This is a genomic window from Dyadobacter koreensis, from assembly GCF_900108855.1.
Taxonomy (GTDB): domain Bacteria; phylum Bacteroidota; class Bacteroidia; order Cytophagales; family Spirosomataceae; genus Dyadobacter; species Dyadobacter koreensis.
Genome location: NZ_FNXY01000008.1, coordinates 391,335 through 405,748, shown reverse-complemented (window position 1 = coordinate 405,748; position 14,414 = coordinate 391,335). Strand labels below are relative to the sequence as shown.

Annotated in this window: 13 protein-coding genes; 5 read left to right on the top strand and 8 right to left on the bottom strand. The window is 41.2% G+C overall.

Annotated features, from left to right (window positions below):
* Nucleotides 1-328: 328 nt before the first annotated feature.
* Nucleotides 329-1,690, top strand: a complete 1,362-nt coding sequence (locus BMY70_RS25065) for a vanadium-dependent haloperoxidase (protein WP_090339728.1) — start codon at nucleotides 329-331, stop codon at nucleotides 1,688-1,690.
* 101 nt (nucleotides 1,691-1,791) lie between these two features.
* Here BMY70_RS25065 and nadB read toward each other — a convergent pair whose 3' ends face one another.
* From nadB to BMY70_RS25050, 3 genes are all read right to left on the bottom strand, one after another.
* Nucleotides 1,792-3,372 carry an L-aspartate oxidase gene (gene nadB / locus BMY70_RS25060; protein ID WP_090339725.1) on the bottom strand — a complete coding sequence of 527 codons (1,581 nt, stop codon included), beginning with the start codon at nucleotides 3,370-3,372 and terminating at the stop codon, nucleotides 1,792-1,794.
* Between the two features lie 107 nt (nucleotides 3,373-3,479).
* Nucleotides 3,480-4,475 (bottom strand): quinolinate synthase NadA, encoded by a 996-nt coding sequence (nadA, locus tag BMY70_RS25055; RefSeq protein WP_090339723.1) that lies wholly within the window; start codon nucleotides 4,473-4,475, stop codon nucleotides 3,480-3,482.
* 232 nt (nucleotides 4,476-4,707) lie between these two features.
* A complete protein-coding gene (locus tag BMY70_RS25050; RefSeq protein ID WP_218148678.1) occupies nucleotides 4,708-5,517 on the bottom strand; it encodes an alpha/beta hydrolase in 810 nt (269 codons plus the stop codon).
* 83 nt (nucleotides 5,518-5,600) lie between these two features.
* Between BMY70_RS25050 and BMY70_RS25045 the strand changes: the two genes are divergently transcribed.
* A complete protein-coding gene (locus tag BMY70_RS25045) occupies nucleotides 5,601-6,023 on the top strand; it encodes a winged helix-turn-helix transcriptional regulator (RefSeq protein ID WP_090339720.1) in 423 nt (140 codons plus the stop codon).
* A gap of 92 nt (nucleotides 6,024-6,115) precedes the next feature.
* Here the strand turns inward: BMY70_RS25045 and BMY70_RS25040 are convergent, their stop codons facing one another.
* The 4 genes from BMY70_RS25040 to BMY70_RS25025 form a co-directional block, all read right to left on the bottom strand.
* Nucleotides 6,116-7,537 (bottom strand): inorganic phosphate transporter, encoded by a 1,422-nt coding sequence (locus BMY70_RS25040; protein ID WP_090339718.1) that lies wholly within the window; start codon nucleotides 7,535-7,537, stop codon nucleotides 6,116-6,118.
* Between the two features lie 253 nt (nucleotides 7,538-7,790).
* Nucleotides 7,791-8,843, bottom strand: coding sequence for a dual-specificity RNA methyltransferase RlmN (gene rlmN / locus BMY70_RS25035; RefSeq protein WP_090339716.1), 1,053 nt, complete (start codon nucleotides 8,841-8,843; stop codon nucleotides 7,791-7,793).
* Between the two features lie 188 nt (nucleotides 8,844-9,031).
* Entirely contained in the window at nucleotides 9,032-9,652 is a 621-nt protein-coding gene (locus tag BMY70_RS25030; protein ID WP_090339712.1) for a CvpA family protein, read from the bottom strand.
* Nucleotides 9,649-10,098, bottom strand: a complete 450-nt coding sequence (locus BMY70_RS25025) for a GatB/YqeY domain-containing protein (RefSeq protein ID WP_090339710.1) — start codon at nucleotides 10,096-10,098, stop codon at nucleotides 9,649-9,651. The genes BMY70_RS25030 and BMY70_RS25025 overlap by 4 nt, the downstream gene beginning before the upstream one ends.
* Before the next feature lie 277 nt (nucleotides 10,099-10,375).
* On the opposite strand from BMY70_RS25025, the gene BMY70_RS25020 reads away from it, so the two are divergent.
* Nucleotides 10,376-11,095, top strand: coding sequence for a pyridoxine 5'-phosphate synthase (locus tag BMY70_RS25020; RefSeq protein WP_090339708.1), 720 nt, complete (start codon nucleotides 10,376-10,378; stop codon nucleotides 11,093-11,095).
* 102 nt (nucleotides 11,096-11,197) lie between these two features.
* On the opposite strand, the gene BMY70_RS25015 is transcribed toward BMY70_RS25020, so the two are convergent.
* Nucleotides 11,198-11,500 (bottom strand): SCP2 sterol-binding domain-containing protein, encoded by a 303-nt coding sequence (locus BMY70_RS25015; protein WP_090339705.1) that lies wholly within the window; start codon nucleotides 11,498-11,500, stop codon nucleotides 11,198-11,200.
* 167 nt (nucleotides 11,501-11,667) lie between these two features.
* Between BMY70_RS25015 and BMY70_RS25010 the strand changes: the two genes are divergently transcribed.
* The gene (locus tag BMY70_RS25010) at nucleotides 11,668-12,150 is read left to right on the top strand and encodes a hypothetical protein (protein WP_229209770.1); all 483 of its coding nucleotides are present in this window, start codon (nucleotides 11,668-11,670) and stop codon (nucleotides 12,148-12,150) included.
* A gap of 122 nt (nucleotides 12,151-12,272) precedes the next feature.
* Nucleotides 12,273-14,390 carry a peptidylprolyl isomerase gene (locus BMY70_RS25005; RefSeq protein WP_090339699.1) on the top strand — a complete coding sequence of 706 codons (2,118 nt, stop codon included), beginning with the start codon at nucleotides 12,273-12,275 and terminating at the stop codon, nucleotides 14,388-14,390.
* Nucleotides 14,391-14,414 lie beyond the last annotated feature (24 nt).

The following is a 14,414-nucleotide window of genomic DNA, read 5'->3' as shown; positions in this document are numbered from 1 at the left end:
TTCTTATATCAATATGCATTCTTAAAAAATAACAAAAATATCAACTGGATATTTGCAAAAATGTTGTGTTTTTTGACTAAACAGGTCAAATAAAACTTAGAATTTTTGAGGGCCATCTGATAAGCTGTCAAACCTGGGAGTTAGCGGAACGTTAGTTGGTATTATAAAAACAGTTGGCAGGATATAATATAATTCCAATCATTTATTATCTTTATTCTTCATATTATTACACATTTCTGACGATATGTTAGCTATATTCGTGCAAAATATGGACTTCCCTTATCACACAACGAACACGCCGGAGTACTTGCTTTTCATACTAAATAAAATGAGATTCATAAAATTAAGTCTACCAATATTACTTTTCGCCTCATTCCTTTCTTGCCAGAAAACGACATCTCCGGAAGAATATAATGCTAAAGCATCTGACCCGAAACTTTTCCACGAAACAACCACGCAGTTGACGGATGTGATTATCCATGATATTTTCAAACCACCTGTTGCAGCGAGAATTTACAGTTACTCCTTTCTTGCCGCCTACGAAGCACTAGTACCAGGGCACAAGGATTTTCAGTCACTTGCAGGTCAAATAAACAAGTTCCCACCGCCTCCAAAACCAGATCCAGGAGTGGAATATTGTTTCCCGGTTGCAAGTATCAAGGCATTTACCGTAGTTGGCAGAACGCTGACATTCTCCGGCAATCTGTGGGATGACTACGAGAAAAATCTATTTAAAAAGTATGAGGAGATGGGTATTCCGGACGACGTTTATGAACGTTCGATAGCCTATGGCGACACCGTGGCCAAACATATTCTGGCACATGCTTCAAAGGATCATTACAAAGAAATACGCGGGTACAGGTATACCGTTACGAATGAACCAGGCACATGGGTGCCTACGCCTCCCGCCTATGCAGACGCATGCGAACCGATGTGGAATACGGTCAGGACTTTCTCGTTGGACTCGGTAACCCAGTTCAGATGCCCGCCTCCGGCAAAATATGATTTAAACAAGAATAGTGCTTTCATGAAACTGACAATGGAGGTTTACGATATAGGTAAAAATCTTACGGAAGAGCAAAAGGCGACAGCTTATTTCTGGGACGATAATGCGTTCGTTACCAACGTCGTCGGCCATGCGATGTTCGCAAATAAAAAGATGACCCCGGCCGGCCACTGGCTTGCGATAATCAAAAATGTTGCAACGGAAAAAAAGTTAAATCTGATGGAAGTGAATGAAGCTTACACTTTGGGAGCCTTATCCCTATTTGACGCTTTTGTATCATGCTGGGATGAAAAATACCGCAGCGTACGTATTCGTCCTGAAACCGTTATCAATAATAACTGGGATCCAAATTGGCGTCCTTTCCTGGAAACACCTGCATTTCCTGAGTATGTTAGCGGACATAGTACAATTTCCGCCGCTTGCGGAACCGTTTTAACAAAGCTGATTGGTGAGAATATCGCGTTTACGGATACCACTGAAAAAAAATATGGTCATGGGGTCAAATCGTTCAAATCTTTCAAGGAAGCTTACTGGGATGCCTCAATTAGCCGAGTTTATGGCGGGATTCATTACCGGGACGGTGTTGAAGAAGGAACGCATCTGGGAGAGAAAATCGGGGCAAACATTCTGAAAAAGTTGATTACGAGAAAAAACGAAAAAACAGTTGCTGCCACATCCAAATAGCGAATACAAAAAATGCGAAGCCGCTCGCTAAACTCATGAAATATCAGACATAGAAAAACCCAAGGTTACACCTTGGGTTTTTCTATGTATTGGAAGAAAATCTACATCTTCACATGATCCGCATTAAAATGCAATCCAATATTTTCTCTTCTTGCCATCGCCATTTTAATGATCAGATAAGAAACAGAAATCATATTTCGAAGTTCACAAATGGCAACAGATACCTTCGACTGGCGGTATAATTCCTCATGCTCATCATGCAGCAATTCCAAACGATCATATGCCCGTTTCATGCGTCGGTCTGTACGAACAATACCCACATAATTTGACATAATACTATTCAATTCGCGGGTCATTTCCGTCACCAAAACATTTTCTTCGGGATGCGTCGTACCTGAATCATCCCATTCAGGAATATTGTCCGGAATGACGGCCTTGTGGAAACTTTCCAGCGTACTTTCGTAAGCCCGGTGTCCAAAAACCACAGCTTCCAACAGCGAATTCGAAGCCAAACGATTTGCTCCGTGCAAACCCGTGCAGGCGCACTCTCCTACCGCATATAAGAAATTAATATTCGTTTTCCCCCATTCACTTACCCGGATTCCGCCACACATATAATGCTGTGCCGGAACGACCGGAATCATATCCGTTCTGACATCTATACCGGCATCAAGGCAGTACTGTGTAATATTTGGAAAATGTTCCAGAAATTTTTCGTAATCACAATGCCGCACATCCAGATAGACGTGATCAATACCATTTTTCTTCATTTCCGAGTCAATGGCACGGGCCACTATATCACGCGGCGCAAGGGAAAGCCGATCATCATATAACTCCATGAAAGTACTCCCGTCGGCACGTTTCAAAATCCCGCCGAAGCCGCGTACGGCTTCTGAGATAAGAAATGAAGGTTTTATTCCGGGAAGATAAAAGCTGGTAGGATGAAACTGGATAAACTCCATGTTATCACAAATTCCTTTGGCACGATACGCCATCGCAATTCCGTCACCTGTTGCAATCGTTGGATTCGTCGTACTTTGATAAATATTTCCAATCCCTCCTGTTGCCAGCATCGTCGTTTTTGCCAAAAACTTCTCGACTTGCCCGGAACGGCGGTTTAAAACATAGGCGCCAAAACACTTGATATCTTCACGGTAACGATATACCGTTTCTCCCAGATGATGTTGTGTAATCAATTCAACTGCATAATAATGCGTAAAAACCTCAATATTTTTATGACGTTTTACTTCTTCTAAAAGCGCGCGCTCTATTTCTGCTCCGGTGATATCCTTAAAATGCAAAATCCGGTTATCCGAATGTCCGCCTTCTTTGGCAAGATCATAATTCCCTTCCGGCTCTTTATCAAAGCGTGTTCCGTAATCAATCAATTCCTGAATACGTTCCGGCGCTTCTTTTACAACAATCTCAACAATATTCGGTTTATTAATCCCATCGCCCGCATCCATCGTATCATGGATATGCTTTTCAAATGAATCCGATTCTGCCCAAACTACGGCAATTCCGCCCTGAGCATACTTGGTATTCGTTTCATCGGCTTGCACCTTGGTGATTACTGCAATAGAAACATGTTCCTGAGTATTTTCAAAGTGTCGTGCCAATTTTGCGGCATAACTAAGTCCGGCAATACCGGAACCAATGATCAGGAAATCGAACTGGGGCATAGGCTAAATATAAACGTGTATCATTCAATAAAAAGACAAGATATGAGATTTTCAAAGCGCCTGGCCAGTGGTCAAAAATCTCATATGTCGGAGTAATAAGTCAAAAATCAAATTCCTTTACTCAATTCCAGCATTCTCGCAACGGATTCGTAAGCCTTTAAACGAATATCCTCCGGTACGAAAATTTCTGGTTGTTCGTAATAAAGCGCGTTATAAACTTTCTCCAGCGTGTTCATTTTCATATATGGGCACTCGGAACATGCGCAGGTATTATTGTCAGAACCAGGAGCAGGAATCAATTTTTTATGAGGAACGGCCTGTTTCATTTTATGTAAAATACCAGCCTCCGTTGCCACAATAAATTTATCGTGATCAGATTCCTGAACAAATTTCAAAAGTCCTGTTGTAGAGCTTACAAAATCCGATTGCAGCAAAATATCTTCCTTACATTCCGGATGGGCGATCAATAGAGCATCCGGGTTATCTTTGCGAAGCTCCGCCAGTTTTTCACGGGAAATATCAATGTGAACGATACAGGCTCCATCCCACAAAACCATATCGCGGCCTGTTTTTTGAGAAACATATCTTCCCAAATTTGCGTCAGGCGCAAAAATAATTTTCTGGTCTTTGGGTAAACTGTTTACGATTTGCAAAGCATTTGACGAAGTACAAACGATGTCTGTCAACGCTTTGATTTCGGCCGAGCAGTTGATATAGCTGATCACAATGTGGTCAGGATACTGCGCTTTGAAGGCAGCAAATTTATCCGCCGGGGCGGAATCCGCAAGAGAACATCCGGCGTTAAGGTCCGGAATGACCACTTTTTTGTTCGGACTCAAAATCTTCGCCGTTTCGCCCATGAAATGTACGCCGCAGAAAATAATCATATCGGCTTCCGTAGCGGCGGCCTGCTGTGATAATCCTAAACTGTCACCTATATAATCGGCCAAATCCTGAATTTCTGCATCTACATAATAGTGTGCTAAAATGACTGCATTCTTTTCCTTTTTCAATCGATTAATCTCAGCAATCAAATCAATATCTTCTGCGATCGTTTCAGTCACATAACCGTAACGCGCTACTTGCTCTTCAATGGTTGTCATTATGGTGAATAATTGGCTTTTTGTTGATTGTTAAAAATCATGCCGAATTACGAGAATATACTTTTCAAAACCAAAGAATCCCTTCTACGGGACGTTCATCATGAAATATTATCTGTAAAGGGCTGTCATATCTTCGACTGTGAAACATCTTTTTGAATAATCTGGTTTATTTACAAACAAAAAACTTCTCCCCGGGATCGGGAAGAAGTTTTAAGCAAACCTATATTGAGTTTTATTTCACAACAGATTTAAGTAAGTCCGACAATTCGTCCGGAGCTGTGATCATCGCATCATGTCCGGTATTTAAAGAATAATGCTTCCAGTCTTTCTTCGTTTTGACACGATCTGAAAAAGTTTTTAAAACAGGCATTTGTGGATTGATACAAGCAATGTAAACTAGCGGCAGATGATTGCCATATGCATTTTTCAAAATCAGCTTCTGTGTAAATGTTCTATATGGCTGCGGAGTCAATCGCGCACTAACCCATTTTATATCTGCCGGATCTGTCACCCCGAAAGCTTCAACAGGAAATGGAGGAATGCTTAGACCGTTACTCGCTTTTGAAGAGTTCCGAGAAGATTCCTGCGCCTCCCTGGGATGAACGGAAAGCGCACTTTCTCCATTTTCAACGATCATCGCATCCAGATAAATCAGTTTTTTCAGTCGTTCCGGTATCCGGTCTGCAACCCCGGCAATAACAGTACCTGCGTAACTGTGGCCAACAAGAATGACATTTTGAAGGTCTTCGATCTCGATAAGGTTGACAATATCTTCAATATGGGTATCCAGATTGATTTCCTTGTTCAGTGTATTCTCATGCTCACCAAGGCCGCTAAGCGTTGGTGTGTAAACATCTGCGCCACCTGCCCGTAACCTGGAACTAACTTTTTGCCAGCACCAACCGCCATGCCACGCTCCGTGAACGAGTACATAAACAGATTTATTTTCTGTCGATTGTGCCTGTACGCTACCAGCATCTAATATCAATGCGAGGAGAACTATTTGTAGAAAAACTGACTTAATTACTTTTGATTTCATCATGATTTATTTTTTTCACAAAGTTCAGTCATGATGGTTACGGCATCAATAACTCACCCGAAAGTGCGTCTAAAAATTAACGCAGTATGGCTAGCGAAATAAAAGAAAATTCGACGAACGCTTATAATTTGAAGATATTGGCTTCATCCTGTGAAGTAAATGAAATCCTTACAAATATAAGTCCCCGTTGGAAAATGCAGATCCTGTACAGTATTTCAAAGGGAGTTTATCAATTCAGTAAATTAAAAGAAGCATTCCCTTCCTTATCCGATCAGGTTTTGGGTAAACGACTGGGTGAATTGACAGAAGAAAATCTGGTCAGTAAAACGGTTCTAACTGATAAGATACCAACGCAAATTGTTTATCAGGTGACAGAAAAAGGGAAAGAGCTGCTGGCAATAATTCTGGATCTTCACTTGTGGGGACAGAAATACTGGGCGATCGAAAATACAAATGCCTGCTCATTTTCTAATTCGGAATTACCACTAAACGAAGAAACCGCCCTATGAAAACACAAGGCGGTTTCTATGTATCTTTTTGATATGGGATTCGAAATATTAACCAATCAAACTAATTGCTAAAAGCTAAATACCAAAAGCAATTAAAGTATCCAACGGAAGAATGCGTACAATGTTCCTGACAAGAACATGGTTACGGGCAAAGTCAATACCCAGGCAATAACAATATTACGGATCGTTCCGGCCTGTAAATTTTTCACCCCTTTACTTGCCACCATCGAACCGGCAATACCGGATGAAAGCACGTGGGTTGTGCTTACCGGAAGTCCCAGATAGGACGAAACACCAATAGTACTTGCAGCAACCAATTCAGCAGATGCACCTTGTGCATAGGTCAAATGTTGTTTTCCAATTTTCTCACCGATCGTTACCACAATTCTTTTCCAGCCTACCATCGTTCCCAGACCAAGGGAAAGAGAAATCATCAAAATAACCCAATCCGGAGCATAATCTGTAAATCTTCTGATTCCTTTTTCTCCACCTGCCTGTCCCTTCAAAAACGCAGTATCAGCAGAATTAAGGTTTGCATCACCATTTTCCAGAATCGTTTTTGTATTACGACTGATCAGAAGCAGTGATTTTCTTGCATTCATACGAACTTCTTTCGGCAGCTTATTATCTACCAGCGGCTTATTCAACTGAACAGTCAGCAAGGCAATTTCTTCTTTAATGGTATGCCAGTGCTCACGATCTGATGCAGATAATCCGAGTGTATCAATGCGTCCGATAGTCTCGTCTATTCTGACAAGTTCCGTTTTCATTTCGACCGGATTAATACTGTTGTCCAAGGCAAAATGTGCCGGAACAATTCCGATCAAAATTAACATCACAAGCCCCACTCCTTTTTGTCCATCGTTTGAACCATGGAAGAAACTTACCAATGTACAAGTCGTCACCAAAATAACCCGGATCCAGATTGGCGGCGGCGTATTTTTTTGCGGTTCGCTAAACACCACATCACGAAGTGGTTTTGAAAGTGCCCGACGCAGGATAAACATGATAATAATCGCAAGTGCAAAACCGAAGATCGGAGAAGTTAGCAGGGAGGTAAAAAGTTCTTGTGCTTTTGACCAGTTTACACCAGCACCATGCGTATTTTCAGGCATAAACGTAAATGCCAGACCAACACCAAGAATAGATCCGATCAATGTATGGGAACTGGAACTCGGAAGCCCGAACCACCATGTTCCAAGGTTCCAGATAATAGCACTGAAAAGTAAAGAAAAGACCATGGCTACGCTGTGGTAGACATTCTGATCAATCAGTAATTCAACGGGCAGCAGGTTCACAATACCCATGGCAACTGCAATTCCACCAAAGAAAACACCTAAGAAATTACAGAAACCTGACCACATTACTGCGATATTGGGTTTTAGCGAATTCGTATAAATTACGGTAGCAACGGCATTGGCCGTATCGTGAAAACCGTTTACAAATTCAAAGGCACAAGCCGCTAAGAGACTAAAAGCGAGAAGGAGAAAAATGTCGGTTTCAAGACCAAACATAAGTAGCGTATAAGTTTACTTTATAAAACTCACTTTAATGGTAGTTGCAGAATTAATAAGTTTCGGCAAGCCTTCCGGTTAGGTAAGAACAAGATTTCGAGGCAAAACTACTGATTCTTTATAGATGCAATGTTAAGAAATTGTTAAGTAAATTCATATTGGCATTAATAAAGAGCTTCTGTTCAGCCAATGTTTAAACATGAAATAAACACCGGCTGAGGAAATCAGATTTTATCGGGAAAAAGTTTAATAATTAATTCCCTTCTTTGTTGGCAAGTTGTCCGCATGCTGCGTCAATATCTTTACCCCGGCTTCTGCGAACATGAACAGACACTCCTCTGTCTTCAAGGAAAGCAGCAAATTTATCCAGTCGATCAGCGCCTGTATTTGTAAAATCTGCTTCGGCAATCGGGTTGTATTCAATAATATTTACCCGCGCAGGAACACGTTTGGTAAATTCCCAAAGTTCTTTTGCATCCTGCAGAGTATCGTTGAAATTATTAAAAACAATATATTCGAAAGTAATGCGATTGCCTGTTTTTTTGTAAAAATAATTAAGTGCCTCTGCCAGGTTATCCAGCGAATTGGATTCATTGATCGGCATAATCCGGTTGCGCTTTTCGTCATTTGCAGCATGCAAAGAAAGTGCAAGACGGAAACGAACTTCATCGTCACCCAGTTTTTTGATCATTTTAGCAATTCCGGCCGTAGAAACCGTGATACGTTTTGGAGACATATTCAGACCTTCCGGCGAAGTGATATGCTCGATAGATTTAAGAACAGCTGCGTAATTCAACAACGGCTCTCCCATTCCCATGTAGACAATATTGGTAAGCGGAGCTTTGAAACTCGCTTCGGCCTGCTGGGCAATGGCCACAACCTGGTCATAAATTTCAGCCGCATCCAGATTTCTTTTACGCTCCATATAGCCCGTTGCGCAAAATTTACAAGTCAGTGAACAACCAACCTGGCTGCTTACACAGGCAGTCATACGATCAGCAGCAGGAATTAAAACACCTTCCACCAAGTGGCCGTCAAACAATTTGAAAGCAGACTTTATCGTCCCATCATTGCTTTGCTGTTGTTTGGCAACAGTCATGGCATTGATCACAAAGTGTTCATCTATCAACTGTCTGGTTGCAAGCGAAAGATTTGTCATTTCAGCAAAAGATGATGCCGATTTTTTCCATATCCATTCGTAAATCTGTTTTGCACGAAATGCCTTTTCCCCATGCTCAGCCATCCAGCCTTTCAACTGATCAACACTTAACTTCCTTATATCCTGCTTTTCTTGTACTTCGGCCATTATTTCTATAACTATTTATTGCCTTATTTCCATACGGCAACTTTATTTTCTGCAAAGGTATTGAATATCAATTACTAAAAGAATTATCCGGTCACAGATTGACTTACTGCAAACCGATTTTCATTTTTCTAAAAAAGGGAAAAGGGAGGTTATTTGCCTGAAAAAAGGAAACAACAATTATTAAAAAATCATTCGCTCATGCGTTTTGACTTTTCGTTTTTGTTTTCTGGCTCCGGCTCTTCATCCTCAGAATACTCGTCGTCACTATCCTTTTTATCCTCGTCAAGATATTCAGATTTCCAGTCCTTGATCAATTCGCTTCCCTCAGGCATTAATGTTAACGCTTTGGTAATAACGTTGGGTGCGACCGGAATGACAAGAGGATAAAGCCAGGTATCGTTTGTACGATGTTCAGGAATTTTCACACCAATCGTATTAACCAGCCAGAAAAATACACTTATTCCAAAAACCCAGGTAAAAATACCAACCATCGCGCCTGCAAAACTATCGAAGGTACCTAATATAGAATATCGCAGCGAGCGACGTATTCGATAACCGAACTGGTTAAGCAAAAATATAGTAGGAAAAAACACGGCCGAAAAGCCTATATACGGAAGGATTTTTCTGGCAGTACCGTCACTGAAGTAGGGCGTGAGAACTTCCATTCCCAAACCAAGAAATTTAAAACCGAGGATCATGGCCACCACAAGTCCTGCTATGCCGATAATTTCGATTAGCAAGCCCTTACGGTAACCATGCAATGCTCCCCAAAGTAATGGAATCAGGATAAGAATATCCAATAACTTCATGCGAGCAAACTCTTTACTAATGTTGAAACAACACGGCCGTCAGCTTGTCCGGCCAGTTCTTTCGTTGCTGCACCCATTACTTTACCCATATCAGACGGGCCGGTTGCACCAACGCGGGTGATGATTTCTTTTAATTTAGCAGTGACTTCCTCTTCTGTTAATTGTTTTGGCAAAAACTGCTCTATGATCGCAAGTTCTGCTTCCTCTTTTTCCAGAAGGTCCGGACGATTTTGTGTTTTGTAAATATCAGCTGATTCTCTGCGTTGTTTTGCAGCTTTCGTAAGCAATTTAAGTTCGTCGTCGGCAGTCAATTCTCCTGATGCACCGCCTTTGGTTTCTTCTAGCAAAATCAATGATTTGATTGCACGCAAAGCGCGCAAGGTATCCTGATCCTTTGCCCTCATGGCATCTTTTATACCTGATTCAACCTGAGTTTTTAGTGACATATATTTAATGAATTTTGAATGAGTGACCGGGTCGCCGGTGCGATTTTAGAATATAATTAACGAATGATTCAATTTAGAATGAGCAAGTGTTAAATTTGTCATTAAAGGCACAAAGTTACGAGAATGATGGAATGAATGATAGAATTTTGGACGAGTGAGTGATAGAATAAATCCAAACGCCATTATTTCTTCTTCTATCATGTTATAACTCAAAATTCTATCTCTCAATCATTCTGTCTTTCAAAATTCAATTATTCTACCATTTTAAAATTTCACCATGACTCGTCTCAGCGTCAACATTAACAAAATAGCTACACTTCGGAATTCTCGCGGGGGCGACAACCCAAACGTTCTTAAAGTGGCCCTGGATTGTGAGCGTTTTGGCGCACAGGGAATTACGGTGCACCCACGCCCTGACGAACGCCATATCCGCTATCAGGATGTATATGATCTGAAGGAAGTTGTAACCACAGAATTCAATATTGAGGGCAACCCATCAGAACGGAAATTTATCGATCTGGTTCTTGCCACGAAACCTGACCAGGTTACGCTCGTTCCGGATGCTTTGGGTGCGATAACGTCAAATGCAGGCTGGGATACGATCACAAACCGAAATCTTTTGACTGAGCTGATCCAGGAATTTAAAAAAGAAAATATCCGGGTTTCGGTTTTTGTAGATCCTGATCCAAATATGGTTGAAGGTGCAAAAATCTGCGGTGCAGACCGGGTTGAATTATATACTGAACCCTATGCTGCCCACTACTTTGAAAACAGACAAAAAGCGGTTATTCCTTTTGTTTTGGCTGCCGAAAAAGCAAAAGAAGTTGGTATGGGCTTAAATGCAGGACATGATCTGAGCCTTGATAATCTTCGTTTCCTGAAACAATGTATACCCTGGATGGATGAAGTTTCGATTGGTCACGCGCTGATTTCCGATGCGTTATATCTTGGACTTGAAAATACGATCCAGATGTATTTGCGCGAACTGGAGTTGTGATCTATCCGACTTTTTAAACAGAAAAAAACAAGTCTGGTTTTAATCGGAGTATTGGTTAAAACCAGGCTTATTTATTTGTATCTGCAAATCTGTGGCCCGCAATTACTTTCCGCCGAAAGTCTCAGCAATTTTCATTGCGACACCCATATCGCCATCTATTTTCAGTTTGCCCATCATATAAGCCATCATCGCGTTAAGGTCGCCGTCCATAAGCTTCAATGCATTTTTGGTCGAAATCTCAAAGGTACAATCCGCTTCAAGATCCTCATTGGTTACCGTGTTCGGTACAACTTTGCTATTTATGAAAACGTTTCCTTCGTCAGTTTTGAATTTAACTGTTGCGTCAAGGCCGCTATCCGTACCCAGCATACTGGTAACGCGTTCAGTCAGAATTTGTAGGCTCATAATTTATCAGGCTCCCGTTTGATGTAAAAAATACTTTTATGAAATTAAAATTGTAAAAGTATGTTCACTTATAAGAATATTCAAATGCTTTTGGTGTTTTCGTCGAAATCGGCAAATTTTACACCCGGTTTTTGACAGCTGTCACTACGTACCTTTTATTATTGCCAATGAATCCTTCAACCCCACGTCCCACAGTGCTGACTGTGCTTTGCATGCTTACCTTTTTAAGTTCAATTTCTGGTTTATGGACACAATCTGAAAGGCTTTGGAATCCGGGAGTCGTAGCCGACAAAACCCGTGAACTTTTTCAAAGTGCCCGTGAGAAAATTGACGAGCAACCAAATCAGGCTGATACCAAAACGGTGGACCGTTTACTGGAATCGGTTATTAACCGCACCACCCCGGAAATGATTAAAAGAAGTGCAATCATCATGCTAATCTTCGAATCACTGACGTTATATGCTGCCTACTTAATGTGGAATTTAAGGAAGCTTGGCTTTTACCTGTACCTGGGTGGAATCGCCGTCGCGTTTTTCGGGTCCATGTTGGTTATCGGCGGGTGGCTGGGAGTTGTAACCGGAATTGCAGGAATATTTTTCAGCTCCATTATGTGTATAATTTATGCCTTCAATTTGAAGTATTTAGAATAAAATAGTGCAAATGCAACAAAAATTTCGGTGATTCGTTTGCGAATATCAATTATCAATTATAAATCCCCCTTGCATTCCACGCAGAAAAGATTTTATTTTGCGGGTCTAATTCAAAAATAGAAATGGCTTTAATTAACAAAATCAGAGAGAAATCCGGAGTTGCTGTCACAGTAATCGCAATCAGTTTGATCTTATTTATGGTGGGTGGTGACCTTTTAGGCCCTAACTCTATTTTAGGAGGTAATAGCAACCAAACAGTTGGTGAGATTGCTGGTAAAGAAATCAATATCAAAGACTTTCAGACCAGAGTCGATGGATTTCGTCAGAACTATGAGGCGCAGTCAGGCCGCAGTTTGAATGAAAATGAACTAGCTTCATTACGCGACCAGGCATGGAATCAATTCATTGTTGACATTGCTTACAAAAAACAATTTGACAAACTCGGACTCGCGGTAACAGATGACGAATTAGTTGATATGGTTCAGGGAAATCACATCAGCCCGTCAATTCTTCAGGCGTTTTCTGATCCTACATCAGGTCGTTTTGACAAATCAGCGGTTATCAACTATCTGAAAAATTTAAAGACATTACCAGTTGAGCAGCAGAAATCCTGGACTAGTTTCGAAACAAGTCTTCGTGAAGAGCGTATCCGCAGCAAATACGAAAACCTTCTGAAGCTTTCAACGTACATTCCTAAAGCTCAAGCTGAAAAAGAATATATAGCTCAGAATACAAAAGCAACTACGCGTTATTTATACGTGCCTTACTTCTCGATCGTTGATACTACTATCAAAGTAACAGATTCTCAGCTTGAAAGTTATTTGAGCGCTCACCGCTCTGAATATAAAGGGACAGATACACGTTCAATTGAATATGTAAGCTTCCCGGTTCAGCCTGCAAAAGATGACAGTACAGCGCTTTACAATGAAATTAAAGAATTGGCTCGGGGCCTTGCGACAGCGCAGAACGATTCGTCTTACGCAAAAATGAATTCAGATATTCCGTTGCCAATGAATATGTCATTAGCAAACATGTCTGACCAGTTAAAAGAAGCTGTGAAATCATTCGTTCCCGGTGGCGTTTACGGACCATACCGTGAAGGAAATACATATTTCATCTACAAATATGACGGAACTCGTACCGATACAGTTTCTTCTGCAAAAGCAAGCCACATTTTGATCAGAGCCGAAAATCAGTCTGATTCAGCAAAAGCGGCTGCTCGTGTTCGTGCCGAAGGCATCCTGGCTCAAATCCGTGCAGGTGCTAACTTTGAAGCTTTGGCTGCAACGTCAAGCGCAGATCCAGGTTCAGCACAACGTGGTGGTGATTTAGGTTATTTCCAGAATAATGGCGCAATGGTAAAGCCGTTTGAAGAAGCAGTTTTCTCTGCAAGCGCTCCCGGATTAATCCCCAGATTGATTGAAAGCCAATTTGGTTTCCACATCATCAAAGTTACAGCAACGAAAAACAACACATTGTACCGCATCGCTGCCATTGGAAAAACGATTGCTCCAAGCCAGGCTACACGTGACGAAGCCTACCGCAAGGCAGACGAATTTGCTAACTCTGTAAAAACGAAGGAACAATTTGACGCAGCTGTTAAAAAGGATAAGGGACTTGTTGTAGCAACAGCTAACCGTATTCCTGAAAGCGCAACGAATATCAATGCAATTCAAAATGGCCGCGAAATTGTTCGCTGGGCATTCAAAGAAGATTCGAAGATCAATAGTGTTTCCCAGGTTTTTGAAACCGAAGAACAATATATCGTTGCAGTGCTTACTGGAAAGTCTGATCAGGATAACGTGAAAGTCGACGATTTCCGTGATGAACTAACAACTAAAGTTCGCAACGAATTGAAAGCTGAGCAAATCACCGCGAAACTTAAAGGCGCAACAGGTGACCTTGAAACAATCGCTAAAAAATATGGTGCAGGTGCTTTGATTGAAACTGCAAATGACATTTCTCTTGCAACAGGTTTCTTAACTAGTGCAGGTTTTGATCCAATTGCGTTAGGAAAAGTATTCGGTTTGAAAGCTGGTCAGAAAACAGGTGTATTCACCGGTGAAAATGGCGTATTCATTATGGAACTGATCAACAAAACGGATGCTCCTAAAATTGCTGATTTTACACAGAACAAAACACAGCTTACACAATCTCTGGAAAGCCGTTCCTCATATCTGGTGAACGAAGCGATTCGTGAAAATGCTAAAATTGTAGACCGTCGCGCTAAATTCTTCTAAAAGAAATAGCTGCTAAAAATACTC